The following is a 16,491-nucleotide window of genomic DNA, read 5'->3' as shown; positions in this document are numbered from 1 at the left end:
AAGGCTTGCGGCGGCCCGCTCAGCGGCGCCCGGCGCGCGACATCACGTCGATCCACACCGCCAGCACCAGGATCGAGCCCTTGACGATCATCTGCCAGTAGGCGTCGACGTCGAGCATCGACATGCCGTTGTCGAGGCTGGCCATCACCAGCGCGCCGATCAGCGCGCCGTGCACGGTGCCCGCGCCGCCGCGCATCGAGGTGCCGCCGATGAAGCAGGCCGCGATCGCGTCGAGCTCACCCATGTTGCCGGCCGAGGGCGAGCCCGCCGCCAGCCGCGCGGTGTTGACGATGCCGGCGAAGGCGCACATCAGCCCCATCAGCGCGAAGATCGCCAGCTTGACGCGATCGGTGTTGATGCCCGACAGGCGCGTGGCCTCCAGGTTCGAGCCGACCGAGTAGATGCGCCGGCCGAACACGGTCTGGGTGGCAATCCAGGAGAACGCGCCGAGCAGGGCCAGCACGATCAGCACCGGCACGGGGATGCCGCCGTAGCCGTCGAGCGTGGCCACGAAGGCGGCGATGATCAGCCCGGCGGCCACCAGCTTGGCGACGTCCTGCCAGAGCGGCGGCACCGCCAGCTGGTAGCGGCGCCGCGCGCCGCGCTGGCGGATCGCCACGGCCACCAGCAGCGCGAAGATCAGCACCGCCAGCGCGTCGCCGATGCGCGGCGGCAGGTAGGCCTGCCCGATCGCGACGAAACCGTCCGACACGGGCGCGATGGTCGAGCCGTGCGTGAGACCCAGCAGGATGCCGCGATAGGCCAGCATGCCGCCCAGCCCGACGATGAACGAGGGCACGCCGCGATAGGTGGACCACCAGCCGTTGAACAGGCCGATCGCCACGCCCAGCGCCATCACGGTGGGCACGGTGGCGGCCACCGGCCAGCCCAGCACCTGGTCGAGGATCGCCGCCACGCCGCCGAGCAGGCCCAGCAGCGAGCCCACCGACAGGTCGATCTCGCCGGCGATGATCACGAACACCATCCCGCAGGCCAGCATGCCGGTGATCGACATCTGCCGCAGCAGGTTGGAGAGGTTGCGCGGCGTGATGAAGGCGCCGTGCGTGAGGATCGAGAACAGCAGCCAGATCGCCGCCACCGCCACCAGCAGCGCGAGGATCTTGTAGCGCGCGAACAGGCGCCGCAACTGCTGCGCGGAGCCGCTCGCGCCGGCCGCGCGGCCGGTCTGCTCGGCGGCCTGGGAAATCGTCTCGGGTGTCATGCGGGGCTTGCCTCGGTCGAAGTCGTGGAAGAGCGCGCGGGCCGGATCGCCGCGCTGAGGATCTGCTCCTGCGTCAGGCCCTCGTTGGGGAAATCGCCGCGCAGCTCGCCGTCGCCGATCACCAGCACGCGATCGGAGATGCCCAGCACCTCGGGCAGCTCGGAGGAGACCATCACGATCGCCATGCCGCGCTTGGCGAGTTCGCCGATCAGCTTGTAGATCTCGTACTTGGCGCCGACGTCGACGCCGCGCGTGGGCTCGTCGAGGATCAGCACGCGCGGCTCGGTGAGCAACATGCGCGTGAGCACGGCCTTCTGCTGGTTGCCGCCCGACAGGCTCGCGATCGACAGCATCGGGTGCGCCGCGCGCACCGACAGGCGCTGCATCTCGACGCGGATCGCGTCGTGCTCGGCGGCCGCGTCGATCCGGCCGAAGCGCGCGTAGCGCTGCAGCACGGCCAGCGTGATGTTGTGGCCCACGCTCAGCTGCGGGACGATGCCGTGGCGCTTGCGGTCCTCGGGCACCATCGCGATGCCGGCGCGGATCGCGTCGAGCGGCGCGCGGATCCTGAGCGGCTTGCCGTCCAGGCGCAGCTCGGCCTGGCTCGCGCCCGGGTAGCAGCCGAAGATCGCCTGCATCAGCTCGGTGCGCCCGGCGCCGACCAGCCCCGCCACGCCGAGGATCTCGCCGCGCCGCACCGAGAAGGACACGGCATCGACGCGCTTGCGGCGCGGGTTGTTGACATCCAGGCAGGTGACCTCGCGCGCCTCCAGCACCACCTCGCCGATCGGATGCGGCTCGCGCGGGAACAGGTTGGCGATCTCGCGGCCCACCATCTGCGCGATGATGCGATCGGTCGACAGCGTGCGCATCGGCTGGGTCGAGACGTGGCGGCCGTCGCGGATCACGGTGATCGTGTCGCACACGGCCTCGACCTCGTCGAGCTTGTGCGAGATGTAGACGCAAGCGATGCCGCGCGCCTTCAGGTCGCGCACGATGTCGAGCAGGATGCGCGTCTCGGCCGCGGTCAGCGAGGACGAAGGCTCGTCGAGGATCAGCAGCCGCGCGCGCTTGTTGAGCGCCTTGGCGATCTCGATCAGCTGCTGGTGGCCGCCGCCGTAATGCATCACCGGCAGCGCCACGTTGATGCCCTCGATGCCGAGCCCGGCCAGCAGCTCGTCGGCGCGCCGGTACATGGCCGCGTAGTGCATGCGCCCGCCCGGCAGCGTGATCTCGTTGCCGAGGAACAGGTTCTCGGCCACCGACAGCTCGGGCACCAGCATCAGCTCCTGGTGGATGATCACGATGCCGGCGCGCTCGGTGTCGCGAATCCCGGCGGCGTTGAGCGGCTTGCCTTCCCAGCGGATCTCGCCGTCCCAGGTGCCGCTCGGGTAGACGCCCGAGAGCACCTTCATCAGCGTCGACTTGCCGGCGCCGTTCTCGCCGCACAAGCCGACGCATTCGCCCGGGCGCACCACCAGGTCGATGCCGTCGAGCGCCTTCACGCCGCCGAAGCTCTTCACGATGCCGCGCATTTCCAGCAGGGGTTCCGACATGCGTCGTCCTCTTCGGTCTGGTTGCCTGGCGCTTACTGCGCGCCGATCTGCGCCTGGGTGTAGAAGCCGTCCTTGACCACCACGTCGACGTTGTCCTTCGTCAGCAAGGTGGGCTGCAGCAGCACCGTGTCGACCTTCTTGCGGCCGTTGTCGTACTGGGCGTTGTAGGCCGGCTTGCCGCCCTGGGCCAGCGTCACCGCCAGCTTGGCGGCCTCGCTCGCGATCAGCTTGAGCGGCTTGTAGACGGTCATGGTCTGGGTGCCGGCCACCAGGCGCTTGACGGCGGCCAGGTCGGCATCCTGGCCCGAGACCGGCACCTTGCCGGCCAGGTGCTGGGCGGCCAGCGCCTGGATCGCGCCGCCGGCGGTGCCGTCGTTGGAGGCCACCACCGCGTCGATGCGGTTGTTGTTGGCGGTCAGCGCGTTCTCCATGATGCCGAGCGCGGTCGAGGCGCTCCATTCCGGCACCCATTGCTGGCCCACCACCTGGACGTCGCCGCGGTCGATGGCGGGCTTGAGCACCGTCATCTGCCCCTGGCGCAGCATCTTCGCGTTGTTGTCGGTGGGCGCGCCGCCGAGCAGGAAGTAGCGGCCCTTCGGCTTGACCTTGAGGACGCCCTGCGCCTGCAGCTCGCCGACCTTTTCGTTATCGAAGGAGATGTAGGCGTCCACGTCCGCGTCGAGGATCAGGCGGTCGTAGGACACCACCTTGATGCCGGCCTTCTTCGCCTCGGCCACCACGTTGGTCAGCGCCTTCGAATTGAACGGCACGATCACGATCACGTCCACGCCGCGCGAGATCAGGTTCTCGATCTGCGAGATCTGGCGCTCCTCGCTGGCGTCGGCCGACTGCACCGATACCTTCGCGCCGAGCTTCTCGGCGGCCGCCACGAAGTAGTCGCGATCGCGCGACCAGCGCTCGACGCGCAGGTCGTCGATGCAGAAGCCGATTTCGGGGTGATCCTTGCTGGCGTGCGCCAGCGGCGCCATCAGCGTCAGGCCGGCCAGCACGGCGCCGGAAACGAGTGAAGCGAGAACGGAACGACGGCGATTCAGGGGCATGTCTGTCTCCATTTCGGTCTGGTTCTTGTAGGGCGTCTTCACGCCTGGCGTCGCTCGATGCTGCGGCGCACGAAGCGCCCGCGCGGGGCGGGCTGCGCTCCGGCGGGGCCGGCCCGACCCGAGGACAAGCGGCATGGTGCATGCGGGCGCGGCGCAGCGGCAATTACGAAATTGCCCAAGCGCCCTAACATTTCTTGCCGGGCCGCGCGAGAAGGCCCAGCCGGCGCCGCCGCTTGCCACTAGAATGAGCGGGCCGCGGGCAAGAGGCGCCCGCCGCGTCGCGCGACCCGTGCCCAGGTCCGCGGCCAGATGCATAACGACGCCTCGCGAGACACGAACCGACCATGCAACGTGCTTCGTCCGATTCGCCGCAACCGGCGCGCGCGCATCGCATCGCGCTGCTGTTCAATGCGAACAAGGTGTACGACCGCGAGCTGATCACCGGGATCGGCGACTACATGCGCTCCACGCGGGTGAGCTGGGACCTGTTCCTCGAGGACGATTTCCGCTGCCGCGTGCAGGGCATCGAGCGCTTCGACGGCGACGGCATCATCGCCGACTTCGACGACCCGGCGGTGGACGCGGCTTTGCGCGGCTGCCGCCTGCCGGTGGTGGCGGTGGGCTCGTCCTACGAGGACGCGGCGCACTACCCGCCCAGCCTGCCCTACGTGGCGACCGACAACGGCCAGCTGGTGGCGCTGGCCTACACGCACCTGATCGAGGCCGGGCTGGAGCATTTCGCGATGTACAGCCTGCCGCCCGCCGACGAAAACCGCTGGGCCCAGCAGCGCGAGCTGGTCTACACGCGGCTGCGCCGCCACGACGTGCCCGACGTGCCGATCGAGGCCGAGATCTATCGCGGCCTGTCGACCAGCGCGCCGACCTGGCATCACGCCACGCGCCAGTTGACCGACTGGCTGCGCGCGCTGCCCAAGCCGGTCGGCGTGATCGCGGTGACCGACGCGCGCGCGCGGCACCTGCTGCAGGCCTGCGTGGCGGCCGGGCTGGCGGTGCCCGAGGAGATCGCCATCATCGGCATCGACAACGATCCGCTCACGCGCACGCTCAGCCGCATCCCGCTGTCCTCGGTGATCCAGGGCACGGTGGAGATGGGCCGCACCGCCGCCCACCTGCTGCACCAGATGCTCGGCGGCGCGCGCTTCGGCGGCCGGCAGATCCTGGTGCCGCCGGTCGGCATCAACGTGCTGGCCTCGACGCGCCACCAGCCGCTGGCCAGCCCCTACGTGATGCGCGCGCGCCATTTCATCCGCCAGTACGCCTGCCAGGGCATCCGCACCGAGCAGGTGGCCGACTATGTGGGCGTGTCGCGCTCCTCGCTGGAGGAGCATTTCCGCCGCGAGCTGCGCTGCACCGTGCACCAGGAGATCCTGCGCCACAAGCTCGACGCGGCCAAGCAACTGCTGGCCACGCGCGAGCTGGCCACCGCCGAGGTGGCGGTGCGCTGCGGCTTCACCTCGCCGCAATACATGTACGCCGTGTTTCGTCGCGAACTCGACTGCACGCCGCGCGAATACCAGGAACGCACCATGACGGGAGGTCATGCTTGAGCGCGATCGAATCGCAACGAGCCTATGCGCCGGATGCGCGTGGCCTGACGGAACGCCCCTGGGGCCGGCTGCCCGGCGGCGACGCGGTGCGCCTGTTTACGCTGCGCAACGCGCACGGCATGCGCGTGGCGATCAGCGAGCTGGGCGCCACCTTGGTGTCCTGGCAGGCGCCCGACCGCGCCGGCCGGCTCGGCGAGATCCTGCTCAGGCACGACACGCCGGCCGAGTACCTGGCCTCGAACGCCTATTTCGGCGCGCTGGTGGGGCGCTGCGCGAACCGCATCGCCGAGGCGCGCTTCTCGCTCGACGGCATTGACTACCCGCTCGACCGCAACGACGGCGCGCAGTGCCTGCACGGCGGGTTCAGCGGCTTTCATCGGGCCTTGTGGGAAGCCGAGCCGCGCGAGGATGCGCTGCTGATGCGGCTCGCCTCGCCGGAAGGCGAAGGCGGCTTTCCCGGCAACCTGGAGGTGTGCGTGCGCTACGCGCTCGACGACCACGGCACGCTGTCGATCGGCTACGAGGCGCGCGCCGACGCAGCCACCCCGCTCTACCTGACCAGCCATCCCTATTTCAACCTGAGCGGGCGGCCGCACGGCGATATCGGCGGGCATGTGCTGAGCATCGACGCCGATCGCTACCTGGAGGTCGATGCGCGCCTGATCCCGCAGCGCGAGGCCGGCGTGGCCGGCACCGCCTTCGATTTCCGCCACGCCGCGCCGCTCGGCGCGCGGCTCGGCTGGCCGCATGCGCAGCTCGCGCTGGCGGGCGGCTTCGATCACTGCTTCGTGCTGCGCCCCGCCGAGACCGACGAGCAGGGCGCGCCGCGCGTGCGCGAGGTGGCGCGCGTCTACGAACCCGGCAGCGGCCGCGAGCTGAGCGTGCTGACCGACCAGCCGGGTTTGCAGCTCTACACCGGCAACGGGCTGTCGGGCGCGTTCGCGCGGCACGGCGCGCTGTGCCTGGAAGCCAGCGCGTTCCCGAACCAGATCAACTCGCCGCGGGCCGAGGCCGTGGTGCTGCGCCCCGGCCAGGTCTATCGGCAGGACACGCGCTATCGCGTGACGATCGCGCCATGACAAAAACGGCGACGGGACTCGATGCCCCGCCGCCGTTTCCACGTCGGTCGTTCCCGCTATTCGCGGCCGGATCGGCCGGCCGCGAGCTTCAGCCTCGAGCTCATCCCACCAGCAGCGTCTTCGGCTCCAGGTAGGCGGCGATCCCCCACTTGCCCATTTCGCGGCCGAGCCCCGAATGCTTGAAGCCGCCGAACGGCGCGCGCGGCTCGTGGTTCAGCGTGTTGACCAGCACCCGGCCCGAGTCGATGCGCAGCGCCACCCGCTCGCAGCGCTCGCGATCCTTGCCGAGCACCAGCGCGCTCAGGCCGTAGCGCGTGTCGTTGGCGATCGCGATCGCGTCCTCCTCGTCCTCGTAGGCGAGGATCGACAGCACCGGCCCGAAGATCTCCTCGCGCGCGATGCGCATCGCGTTGTTCACGCCCGAGAACAGCGTCGGCTTCACGTACCAGCCCGCCTCCAGCCCGTCGGGGCGACCCTCGCCGCCCGCCAGCAGGCGCGCGCCCTCCTGGCCGCCGAGCCTGATGTAGCCCTGCACGCGCTCCCATTGCTTGCGGCTCACCATCGGCCCAATCTCGGTATCGGCCTCGTGCGGGTTGCCTGACTTGATGCCCGCCACGGCCGCCGCGGCCAGTTGCTCGAACTCGGCGAGCCGCGCGCGCGGCACCAGGATCCGCGTGCCGGCCACGCAGGCCTGGCCGCTGTTCATGAAGCCGGCCTGCAGCACCAGCGGCATCACCTCGGCGAAATCGGCATCGTCGAGCACGATGGTGGGCGACTTGCCGCCCAGCTCCAGCGTGACGCGCTTCATGCCTTCCGCGCCGGCCTCCACCAAGTGCTGGCCGACCGCCGACGAACCCGTGAAGGAGATCTTGGCGACGCGCGGATCGCGCGCGAAGGTCTCGCCGACCACCTCGCCGCGACCGTTGACGATGTTGAACACGCCCGCCGGCAGCTCGGCCGCGTGCAGCGCCTCGATCACCACGCGGGTTTGCCAGCCGCTCATCTCGCTGGGCTTGATCACCGCCGTGCAGCCGGCTGCCAGCGCGGTGGCGAGCTTGTTGCAGATGAAACCGGCATTGCTGTTCCAGGGCGTGATCAGCGCGGCCACGCCCACCGGCGTCATCACCACGCGTGCCGCGCCGGCCTGCTCCTCGAACGGATAGGCCTCCAGCGTCTCGATCGCCTGCTGGACCGTCTGCGCCGGGTACCGGGCCATCCAGCGCGCCCGCGACGAGGGCGCGCCGTATTCGCCGACCACCGCCTCCAGCAGTTCGTCCTCGCGCGCCACCAGTTGCGTGTGGATGCGACGCAGCGCGGCCAGCCGCTCCTGCCGCGTGGTGCGCGACCAGGCCGGGAAGGCCGCGGCGGCCGCGGCGATCGCGCGGCGCGCGTCCTCCTCGTCGCCAAGGCGCAGTTGCCCATTCACCTGCCCGCTGCTCGGGTCGACCAGGTCGAACCATTCCTCGCCATGGGGCACCACGAATTCGCCATTGATGTAGCTGTGCTCGATCCTTTGCATCTGCCTTCTCCGTCTGGTTGGACGCCGCCAGGACGGCGTCGTCTTGCATGGAGTCGAGTGTAGGGATTCGGGACTATTCCGATAAGCCGTCCTATCATGCATGGGTTATCCCGAAAAAAAGGACGATCGATGCATCGCACCGGCCTGACCGAACTCGAGGTGGTGCTGGCCGTGGCCCGCCTCGCCAGCTTCCGCGCCGCCTCGCGCGAGCTGGGGATGTCGACCACGGCCGTCAGCGCGGCGGTGGCCGGGCTCGAGGCGCGCCTGAAGGTGCGCCTGTTCAACCGCTCGACGCGCAGCGTGGCGCTGACCGATGCCGGCCAGCGCTACGTGGAGCGCGTCGCGCCGGCGCTGGCCGAGATCCGCCGCGCCGACGAGGAAGCCGGCACCGGGCCCGACGTGCCGAGCGGCACGCTGCGCCTGAACGCCCCGCCCGAAACCGCCACCATGCTGGTGCAGCCGCTGCTGGCCGAGTATCTGCGCCGTTATCCGCAGGTGCGCGTCGACGTGGTCAGCGACCTGCGGCTGATCGATATCGTCGCCGACGGCTTCGACGCGGGAATCCGGCTGGCCGAATCGGTGCCGCAGGACATGATCGCGGTGCCGCTGACCGACGAGATCCGCATGCGGGTGGTCGCCGCGCCCGGCTACCTGGCGCGCCACGGCACGCCGCGCGAGCCGGCCGAGCTGGTCGACCACCAGTTGATCAGCATGCGGCTGGGGCGCGGCATCTATCACTGGGAGCTGGAGCGCGCGGGCCAGAAGTTCGTCGCCAACCTGCCGATGCGGCTGGTGTTCAGCGACTCGCGCGCGATCCGTCAGGCCACCCTGGCCGGGCTCGGACTGGGCTTCCTGAGCGACTGGTTCGTCAGCGAGGATCTCGCGCGCGGCGCGCTGGTGCCGGTGCTGGACGACTGGTGCCAGCCGTTCGGCGGCTTGCGGCTGTATTACCCGGGGCGGCGCTTCGTGCCGGTGCGCTTGAGGGCCCTGATCGAGCTGGTGCAGGAACGGCGCGCGAACGGGCTGCCGGTGTTTTCGGAGAATTGGACGGCCGCGCCTTGGGAGGCGGGTTGAATATCGCGCGCCCATGAAAAAAGCCGCGAACCTCACGGTTCGCGGCTTTGTCGTTCAGGCTTCAGCCGCCGAAACCGGCCGCGCCCAAGCTGAAGCTCAGAGCTTCGAGGCCACCCAGGCCTGCACGCCCGCCAGCGCGGCCGGCAGGTTCGCCGGCTCGGTGCCGCCGGCCTGGGCCATGTCCGGCCGGCCGCCGCCCTTGCCGCCCACCTGCTGGGCCACGAAGTTGACGAGTTCGCCGGCCTTGACCTGCTTGCTCGCCTCGGCCGTCACGCCGGCGATCAGGCTGACCTTGCCGCCTTCCACCGCGGCCAGCACCACGGCCGCGTGCTTGAGCTTGTCCTTGAGCTTGTCGACGGTTTCGCGCAGCGTCTTCGAATCGGCGCCGTCCAGCGTGGCGGCCAGCACCTGCACGCCCTTGACGTCGACGGCCTGCTGCGCAAGCTCGTCGCCCTGGCTGGAGGCCAGCTTCGACTTCAGCGCGGCCAGCTCCTTCTCGAGCGACTTGACCTGGTCCTGCACCTGACCGATGCGCTGGGTCAGTTCCGCCGGCTGCGCCTTGAGCATCGAGGCGGCCGTGTTCAGGCGCGCGTCGAGCTCCTGCACGTAGCGCAGGGCGTTGTCGCCGGTGATCGCCTCGACGCGGCGGATGCCGGCGGCCACGCCGCCTTCCATCACGATCTTGAAGAAGCCGATGTCGCCGGTGCGGCGCACGTGGGTGCCGCCGCAGAGTTCGCGCGAGAAGCCCAGGTCGAGCACGCGCACTTCATCACCGTACTTCTCGCCGAACAGCGCCATCGCGCCGCCCTTCACCGCGTCGTCGTAGGACATGTTGCTGACGATGCCCGGGGAGTTGGCGAGGATCTCGGCGTTGACGATCGCCTCGACACGGCGGATCTCGTCGTCGCTCATCGGCGCGTTGTGCGCGAAGTCGAAACGCGTCTTGTCGGCGTCGACCAGCGAGCCCTTCTGCTGCACGTGGCTGCCCAGCACCTCGCGCAGCGCCTTGTGCATCAGGTGGGTGACCGAGTGGTTGCGCTCGGTGCGGGCGCGGCGCGCGGCGTCGATCTCGGCGCGCAGCGTGTCGCCCACCTTCAGCGTGCCCTGCTCGACCGTGCCGTGATGGCCGATCACATCGGCCTGCACCTTCAGCGTGTCCTCGACCGCGAAACGCGTGGCCGCGTTGGCCAGCACGCCCTGGTCGCCGACCTGGCCGCCCGATTCGGCGTAGAACGGCGTGTGGTCCAGCACCACCACCGCCTGCTCGCCGGCCTGCGCCTGCTGGACGGCCGTGCCGCCCACGTAGAGCGCGACGATCTTCGCGTCGTCGAAGGCGATGTCCTCGTAGCCGTGGAAGGTGGTCTTGGCGCCCGAGTATTCGAGGCCCTGGGTGGCCTTGAACTTGCCGGCCGCGCGCGCCTGCTCGCGCTGGCGCGCCATGGCGTCGTCGAAGGCCGGCTCGTCGACCGTCATGCCGCGCTCGCGGCAGACGTCGGCCGTCAGGTCCAGCGGGAAACCATACGTGTCGTGCAGCTTGAACGCCAGTTCGCCGTCGAGCTGCTTGGCGCCCTTGGCGTCGAGCTCGGCCAGCGCCGCGTCGAGGATCGTCATGCCGTGCTCGATGGTCTCGAGGAAGCGCTCCTCTTCCTGGCGCAGCACATCGGTCACGCGGCCTTCGGCTTCCTTCAGTTCCGGATAGGCGCCGCCCATCTCGGCCACCAGGTCGGCCACCAGCTTGTGGAAGAAGGCACCCTTGCGGCCCAGCTTGTAGCCGTGGCGGATTGCGCGGCGCACGATGCGGCGCAGCACGTAGCCGCGGCCCTCGTTGCCCGGGATCACGCCGTCGACGATCAGGAACGAGCAGGCGCGGATGTGATCGGCGATCACCTTCAGCGAGTTGTTCGTCAGGTCGGCCACGCCCGTCTCGCGCGCGGCGGCCTTGATCAGGTTCTGGAACAGGTCGATTTCGTAGTTGCTGTGCACGTGCTGCAGCACCGCCGCGATCCGCTCCAGGCCCATGCCGGTGTCGATCGACGGCTTCGGCAGACGCGTCATGTTGCCTTGCGCGTCGCGGTTGAACTGCATGAACACGAGATTCCAGATCTCGATGTAGCGGTCGCCGTCTTCCTCGGGGGATCCCGGCGGGCCGCCCCAGACGTCCGGGCCGTGGTCGTAGAAGATTTCCGAGCAGGGGCCGCAGGGGCCGGTGTCGCCCATCTGCCAGAAGTTGTCCGAGGCGTAGCGCGCGCCCTTGTTGTCGCCGATGCGGATGATGCGCTCGGTCGGCACGCCCACTTCCTTGGCCCAGATGTCGTAGGCCTCGTCATCGTCGTGGTAGACGGTGACCCACAGCTTTTCCTTGGGCAGGCCGTAGACGCTCGTCAGCAATTCCCAGCTGTAGTGGATCGCGTCCTTCTTGAAGTAGTCGCCGAACGAGAAGTTGCCCAGCATCTCGAAGAAGGTGTGATGGCGCGCGGTGTAGCCGACGTTCTCGAGATCGTTGTGCTTGCCGCCCGCGCGCACGCTGCGCTGCGAGGTGGTCGCGCGCGAGTACGGGCGCGATTCGGTGCCGAGGAACACGTCCTTGAACTGCACCATGCCCGAATTGGTGAACAGCAGGGTCGGGTCGTTGCCCGGGACGAGGCTCGACGAACGGACGATCGTATGACCCTTCGATTCGAAGAACTTGAGGAATTTCTCGCGGATTTCGGCGGCTTTCATAGCGTGCGGGAACGGTCCTGCCAGACTGGCTCTGTGGCTATCGGCGCCGTGCGCCGGGGGGATCGGGCGCACGGCGGCTGGTTTCTGAAACGATCGATTATACGGGATCGCGACCCGGGGGCGGCAGGCCCGCGCCGGCGGGGGCGGAACGGCGTCGCGCGGGCCCCGCGCGGGCGCACGGCCCGGGATGGCGCCGGCCCGCGGGCGCCTCGCGACGGGGCGGGCGCCGCGCCCCGTTTGCCGGCGCGCGGCGGCCCAGAGCGGCGCCGCGCCCTCGCCTGGCCCCGCTTTCACGCCGCCGGGGCGGGAATCGCTTTAAGATGCAGCGATCGCCGCCCGGGCGCCGAGGCCCGGGCCCTGCCAGTTCCGAGGGAGACAGACAGCAGATGGGAGCATTGAGTCATATCCGCGTTCTCGACCTGAGCCGCGTGCTCGCCGGCCCGTGGTGCGCGCAGACGCTCGCCGACTTCGGCGCCGACGTGATCAAGATCGAGCGGCCCGGCGCGGGCGACGACACGCGCCACTGGGGGCCGCCCTACCATCGCGCCGCGGACGGCAGCGACACGCGCGAAGCCGCCTACTACCTGGCGGCGAACCGCAACAAGCGCTCGGTGACGGTGGACATCGCCAGCCCGGAAGGCCAGCGCGTGATCCGCGAGCTGGCCGCGCAATGCGACGTGGTGATCGAGAACTACAAGGCCGGCCAGTTGAAGAAATACGGCCTCGACTACGCCAGCCTGCGCGAGCTGAAGCCGGACCTGATCTACTGCTCGGTGACGGGCTTCGGCCAGACCGGCCCCTATGCGCACCGCGCCGGCTACGACTTCATCATCCAGGGCCTGGGCGGCTTCATGAGCATCACCGGCGAGCGCGACAGCGAGCCCGGCGGCGGCCCGCAGAAGGCCGGCGTGGCGATCGCCGACCTCGCCACCGGCCTCTATTCCTCGGTGGCGATCCTCGCCGCGCTGACGCATCGCGACCGCACCGGCGAAGGCCAGCACATCGACATGGCCCTGCTCGACGTGCAGGTGGCCCTGCTCGCCAACATGAACACCAACTACCTGGCCAGCGGCCAGCCGCCGGTGCGCTGGGGCAATGCGCACCCCAACATCGTGCCCTACCAGACCTTCCAGACCAGCGACGGCTGGATCATCGTGGCGGTCGGCAACGACGGGCAGTTCCGCAAGTTCGTGGAGGCCGGCGGGCGCGGCGAGCTGGCCGACGACGAGCGCTTCGCCACCAATCCCGCGCGCGTGCGGCATCGGCCAATCCTGGTGCCGATCCTCGCCGAGATGACGCGCACGCGCGGCAAGCAGGAATGGATCGCCGCGCTGGAGGCGGCCGGCGTGCCCTGTGGGCCGATCAACGACCTGGCCGAGGTGTTCGAGAACGAGCAGGTGGTGGCGCGTGACCTGCAGGTGGAGCTGCCGCATCCGAGCGGCGCGCCGGTCAAGCTGGTGCGCAATCCCGTGAAGATGAGCGCCACGCCGCCCGAGGCGCGCAGCGCGCCGCCGCTGCTGGGCGAGCATACCGAGGCGGTGCTGCGCGAGCTGCTCGGCTACGACGAGGCCGCGATCGCGGCGCTGCGCGACAAGGGAGCCGTCTGAGGCGCCGGTGGCGGCGCAGCCAAGGCAGCCATGAAAAACGCCGGGACATGCATTCGCATGTCCCGGCGCGCTGCGTCGATGGCGAACGAACCGCGAGCGGCCGCTCCCTCGACGTCATGTGTCATCACCCGGCGTCGCCGCCGGTTTCTCCCTGATGCCTGTTGCTGCTGTTCGACCTTGCCGTCTGATGGTCTTCATGCCGCCGTTGCTGGCGTCATGGACGGTTTCCCGGCCGTCGACCGACGCGCGGCGGCGGCCTGGAAACCTTGCATTCGACCCGGCGCCCTCGGGGCACCGGGCCGGAATCACTCGAAGCGATCGATCCGCCGGGCCGGCGGCGCCCAGGCGCCCGCCAGGCCCGGCCCGTGATCAACGATGGACGTTCGCGCCGACGATGCCGCCTGCGGCCGCGCCGGCCACGGTGCCGATCGGGCCGCCCGTCACGAGATAACCGAGCGCGCCGCCGGCGGCCGCGCCGATGCCGGCGTTGCGCTGGGTGCGCGTCATGGTGCAGGCGCCGAGGCTGGCGACGACGAGTGCGATCACGGTGGTGCGAACCAGGAAATGCGTCTTTTTCATTTGAATGTTCATATCGAATCCCTCCTCAGCTCATGCGGCTTGGAACCGGGTGAGCGAATCTTATGAAGCCGCCGGGCGCCCGCCAACGCGTTTTACCTCCCGTTACGACTGATACAGGCGGCCGGGCACCGGGCCGGCGCTCCTCACCCGGCGCCCGGCTCAGGTAGAATCGACGGTTTCAGGCGGCGCAACCGGCGCGCGCCCACCTTTCTTCCTGTTCCCGCATGAGCACCGAACGCAACGACGCCCCCGCGGCATCCAATTTCATTCGCAACACCATCGACGACGACAATCGCTCGGGCAAATGGGGCGGGCGCGTCGAGACGCGCTTCCCGCCGGAGCCGAACGGTTATCTGCACATCGGTCATGCGAAGAGCATCTGCCTGAACTTCGGCGTGGCGCGCGACTACGGCGGCGTCTGCCACCTGCGCTTCGACGACACCAACCCGGAAAAGGAAAGCGTCGAGTACGTGGACTCGATCGTCGACGCCGTGCAATGGCTCGGCTTCGAGTGGCAGAAGGACGGCCGCGATCACACGTACTTCGCCAGCGACTACTACGACAGGCTCTACGAATACGCCGAGCTGCTGATCACGCGCGGCAAGGCCTACGTGGACAGCCAGAGCGCCGAGGAAATGCGCGCCAACCGCGGCTCGGCCACCGAGCCCGGCACGAACTCGCCGTTCCGCGAGCGCCCGGTCGAGGAGAACCTCGACCTGCTGCGCCGCATGAAGGCCGGCGAATTCCCCGAAGGCGCCCATGTGCTGCGCGCGAAGATCGACATGGCCTCGCCGAACTTCAACCTGCGCGACCCGGTGATCTACCGGATCCGCTACGCCCATCATTACCGCACGGGCGACAAGTGGTGCATCTACCCGATGTACGACTACACGCACTGCATCTCGGACGCGCTGGAAGGCATCACGCATTCGCTGTGCACGCTCGAGTTCGAGGATCACCGCCCGCTGTACGACTGGGTGCTGAACGAACTGGCCGAGGCCGGCGTGTTCACGCGTCCGCTGCCGCAACAGATCGAATTCTCGCGCCTGAACCTGACCTACGCGATCACCAGCAAGCGCAAGCTGCTGCAACTGGTGACCGAGAACCACGTGGACGGCTGGGACGATCCGCGCATGCCGACCATCGTCGGCATCCGTCGCCGCGGCTTCACGCCCGAGAGCCTGCTGCTGTTCTGCGAGCGCATCGGCGTGACCAAGGTCGATTCCTGGATCGACATGGGCGTGCTGGAAGGCGCGCTGCGCGACGACCTGGACGAGAAGGCGCCGCGCACCGTGGCCGTGCTCGACCCGCTCAAGCTGGTGATCGACAACTACCCCGAAGGCCAGACCGAGGACTGCACGGCACCCGTGCATCCGCATCATCCGGAACGCGGCGTGCGCACCTTCCCGATCTCGCGCGAGCTGTGGATCGAACGCGAGGACTTCCAGGAAGTGCCGCCCAAGGGTTATTTCCGCCTGTTCCCGGGCAACAAGGTGCGGCTGCGCTACGGCTACGTGATCGAGTGCACGGGCTTCGACAAGGACGAGCAAGGCCACGTCACCGCCGTGCATTGCAACTACTTCCCGGACAGCCGCTCGGGCACCGAAGGCGCGAACAACTACAAGGTCAAGGGCACCATCCATTGGCTCAGCGCGGCCGCGGCCGTGCCGGCCGAGGTGCGGATCTACGACCGCCTGTTCCGCGAAGCCCATCCCGATGCGGGCGGACGCAACTACCTCGAGGCGCTGAACCCCGACTCGAAGAAGATCATGCAGGCCTATGTGGAACCGGGTACCGAAAGCGCGGCGCCCGAGGCGCGCTACCAGTTCGAGCGTCATGGCTACTTCGTGGCCGATCGCCATGATTCGAAGCCGGGCAAGCCGGTGTTCAACCGGATCGTGCCGCTGCGCGATAGCTGGGGCGGGAAGTAAGCGTGCGGCGCGTGGATGAATGAAAAATACCCGGCTTCGGCCGGGTATTTTTTTGCACCTGCTTCGGTGGAGCGAAGAGAATCGCCGGAAATCTCAGCCCGGCAAATCCCGATGCAGGTCCGCCAGCGACAGCGTGGTGGCGAACACCTTCGCCAGGCTGCGGCTCGCGTACTGCCTGACCTCGTCCAATTCGACCCAGCGGAACGCGTCCATTTCGGGGATCGACGCGCCGGTGGTACGGCTCGGGAACATCGAGGTGCAGATGCAATGGGAGAGATCGGTTTCGTCGGCACGCAGGCGCGCCGCGAACAGGTAGAGATCCTTGTCGGGACGGTAGAGGAAGCGGCCCAGGTCGAGCAGCCGCTCGGCCGCCAGCGCGATGCCGGTTTCCTCGAACAGCTCGCGAAGGGCGGCTTCGCGCTCCGATTCGCCGGCATCGTGATGCCCCTTCGGGATGTCCCAATGCGACGTCTCGGTTGCGTGCGCAAGCAACAGCCGCCCTTGTGGATCGAGCAGCACGACCCCGCACGACAACACGCGCGGGGCGTGCGATGGCCGCCTGCCGGCCATCGTC

General features: G+C 69.2%; 12 protein-coding genes. 5 read left to right on the top strand and 7 right to left on the bottom strand.

All coding sequences use genetic code 11. The annotated features are described in order from the left end of the window. Nucleotides 1–19: 19 nt before the first annotated feature. The 3 genes from BM43_RS31390 to xylF are packed head-to-tail and all read right to left on the bottom strand — an operon-like array spanning nt 20 to nt 3,839. On the bottom strand, nt 20–1,222 hold the full coding sequence (locus BM43_RS31390; RefSeq protein WP_013697698.1) for a sugar ABC transporter permease: 1,203 nt from the start codon (nt 1,220–1,222) through the stop codon (nt 20–22). Then, the gene (gene xylG, locus BM43_RS31385) at nt 1,219–2,778 is read right to left on the bottom strand and encodes a D-xylose ABC transporter ATP-binding protein (RefSeq protein ID WP_017920101.1); all 1,560 of its coding nucleotides are present in this window, start codon (nt 2,776–2,778) and stop codon (nt 1,219–1,221) included. The genes BM43_RS31390 and xylG overlap by 4 nt, the downstream gene beginning before the upstream one ends. 32 nt (nt 2,779–2,810) lie before the next feature. Then, nucleotides 2,811–3,839, bottom strand: coding sequence for a D-xylose ABC transporter substrate-binding protein (gene xylF, locus BM43_RS31380; protein WP_013697696.1), 1,029 nt, complete (start codon nt 3,837–3,839; stop codon nt 2,811–2,813). A 344-nt stretch (nt 3,840–4,183) separates the two neighbouring features. Between xylF and BM43_RS31375 the strand changes: the two genes are divergently transcribed. Next, complete coding sequence (locus tag BM43_RS31375; RefSeq protein WP_013697695.1) at nt 4,184–5,407, top strand: XylR family transcriptional regulator; 1,224 nt, start codon at nt 4,184–4,186, stop codon at nt 5,405–5,407. Further along, nucleotides 5,404–6,486 (top strand): aldose epimerase family protein, encoded by a 1,083-nt coding sequence (locus BM43_RS31370; protein WP_036051856.1) that lies wholly within the window; start codon nt 5,404–5,406, stop codon nt 6,484–6,486. Before BM43_RS31375 ends, BM43_RS31370 begins: the two co-directional genes overlap by 4 nt. Before the next feature lie 100 nt (nt 6,487–6,586). Here BM43_RS31370 and BM43_RS31365 read toward each other — a convergent pair whose 3' ends face one another. Beyond that, nucleotides 6,587–8,005: an aldehyde dehydrogenase family protein gene (locus tag BM43_RS31365; RefSeq protein ID WP_036051857.1), complete on the bottom strand. Its 1,419-nt coding sequence runs from the start codon at nt 8,003–8,005 to the stop codon at nt 6,587–6,589. A gap of 129 nt (nt 8,006–8,134) precedes the next feature. Between BM43_RS31365 and BM43_RS31360 the strand changes: the two genes are divergently transcribed. Further along, complete coding sequence (locus BM43_RS31360; protein WP_036032282.1) at nt 8,135–9,079, top strand: LysR family transcriptional regulator; 945 nt, start codon at nt 8,135–8,137, stop codon at nt 9,077–9,079. A 96-nt stretch (nt 9,080–9,175) separates the two neighbouring features. On the opposite strand, the gene alaS is transcribed toward BM43_RS31360, so the two are convergent. Further along, the gene (gene alaS, locus BM43_RS31355) at nt 9,176–11,800 is read right to left on the bottom strand and encodes an alanine--tRNA ligase (protein ID WP_036051858.1); all 2,625 of its coding nucleotides are present in this window, start codon (nt 11,798–11,800) and stop codon (nt 9,176–9,178) included. Nucleotides 11,801–12,186: 386 nt separating this feature from the next. On the opposite strand from alaS, the gene BM43_RS31350 reads away from it, so the two are divergent. Next, nucleotides 12,187–13,407, top strand: coding sequence for a CaiB/BaiF CoA transferase family protein (locus tag BM43_RS31350; RefSeq protein WP_013697690.1), 1,221 nt, complete (start codon nt 12,187–12,189; stop codon nt 13,405–13,407). A 369-nt stretch (nt 13,408–13,776) separates the two neighbouring features. Here the strand turns inward: BM43_RS31350 and BM43_RS31345 are convergent, their stop codons facing one another. Next, entirely contained in the window at nt 13,777–13,986 is a 210-nt protein-coding gene (locus BM43_RS31345; protein WP_025099792.1) for an ornithine acetyltransferase, read from the bottom strand. Nucleotides 13,987–14,210: 224 nt separating this feature from the next. On the opposite strand from BM43_RS31345, the gene BM43_RS31340 reads away from it, so the two are divergent. Next, entirely contained in the window at nt 14,211–15,917 is a 1,707-nt protein-coding gene (locus BM43_RS31340) for a glutamine--tRNA ligase/YqeY domain fusion protein (RefSeq protein WP_036051859.1), read from the top strand. 93 nt (nt 15,918–16,010) lie between these two features. Here BM43_RS31340 and BM43_RS31335 read toward each other — a convergent pair whose 3' ends face one another. Further along, nucleotides 16,011–16,487 carry an NUDIX domain-containing protein gene (locus tag BM43_RS31335; RefSeq protein ID WP_036051860.1) on the bottom strand — a complete coding sequence of 159 codons (477 nt, stop codon included), beginning with the start codon at nt 16,485–16,487 and terminating at the stop codon, nt 16,011–16,013. Nucleotides 16,488–16,491 lie beyond the last annotated feature (4 nt).

Source organism: Burkholderia gladioli, assembly GCF_000959725.1.
Lineage (GTDB): Bacteria > Pseudomonadota > Gammaproteobacteria > Burkholderiales > Burkholderiaceae > Burkholderia > Burkholderia gladioli.
Note: the sequence above shows the minus strand (reverse complement) of the source record. Positions and strands in the feature narration are given on the sequence as shown.

Bases quoted from the DNA above. Each gene is read 5' to 3' on its own strand.
- xylG (WP_017920101.1), bottom strand. From the start codon at position 2,778: ATGTCGGAACCCCTGCTGGAAATGCGCGGCATCGTGAAGAGCTTCGGC.
- BM43_RS31340 (WP_036051859.1), top strand. From the start codon at position 14,211: ATGAGCACCGAACGCAACGACGCCCCCGCGGCATCCAATTTCATTCGC.
- BM43_RS31360 (WP_036032282.1), top strand. From the start codon at position 8,135: ATGCATCGCACCGGCCTGACCGAACTCGAGGTGGTGCTGGCCGTGGCC.
- BM43_RS31375 (WP_013697695.1), top strand. From the start codon at position 4,184: ATGCAACGTGCTTCGTCCGATTCGCCGCAACCGGCGCGCGCGCATCGC.
- alaS (WP_036051858.1), bottom strand. From the start codon at position 11,800: ATGAAAGCCGCCGAAATCCGCGAGAAATTCCTCAAGTTCTTCGAATCG.
- BM43_RS31390 (WP_013697698.1), bottom strand. From the start codon at position 1,222: ATGACACCCGAGACGATTTCCCAGGCCGCCGAGCAGACCGGCCGCGCG.
- xylF (WP_013697696.1), bottom strand. From the start codon at position 3,839: ATGCCCCTGAATCGCCGTCGTTCCGTTCTCGCTTCACTCGTTTCCGGC.
- BM43_RS31345 (WP_025099792.1), bottom strand. From the start codon at position 13,986: ATGAAAAAGACGCATTTCCTGGTTCGCACCACCGTGATCGCACTCGTC.
- BM43_RS31335 (WP_036051860.1), bottom strand. From the start codon at position 16,487: ATGGCCGGCAGGCGGCCATCGCACGCCCCGCGCGTGTTGTCGTGCGGG.
- BM43_RS31350 (WP_013697690.1), top strand. From the start codon at position 12,187: ATGGGAGCATTGAGTCATATCCGCGTTCTCGACCTGAGCCGCGTGCTC.
- BM43_RS31365 (WP_036051857.1), bottom strand. From the start codon at position 8,005: ATGCAAAGGATCGAGCACAGCTACATCAATGGCGAATTCGTGGTGCCC.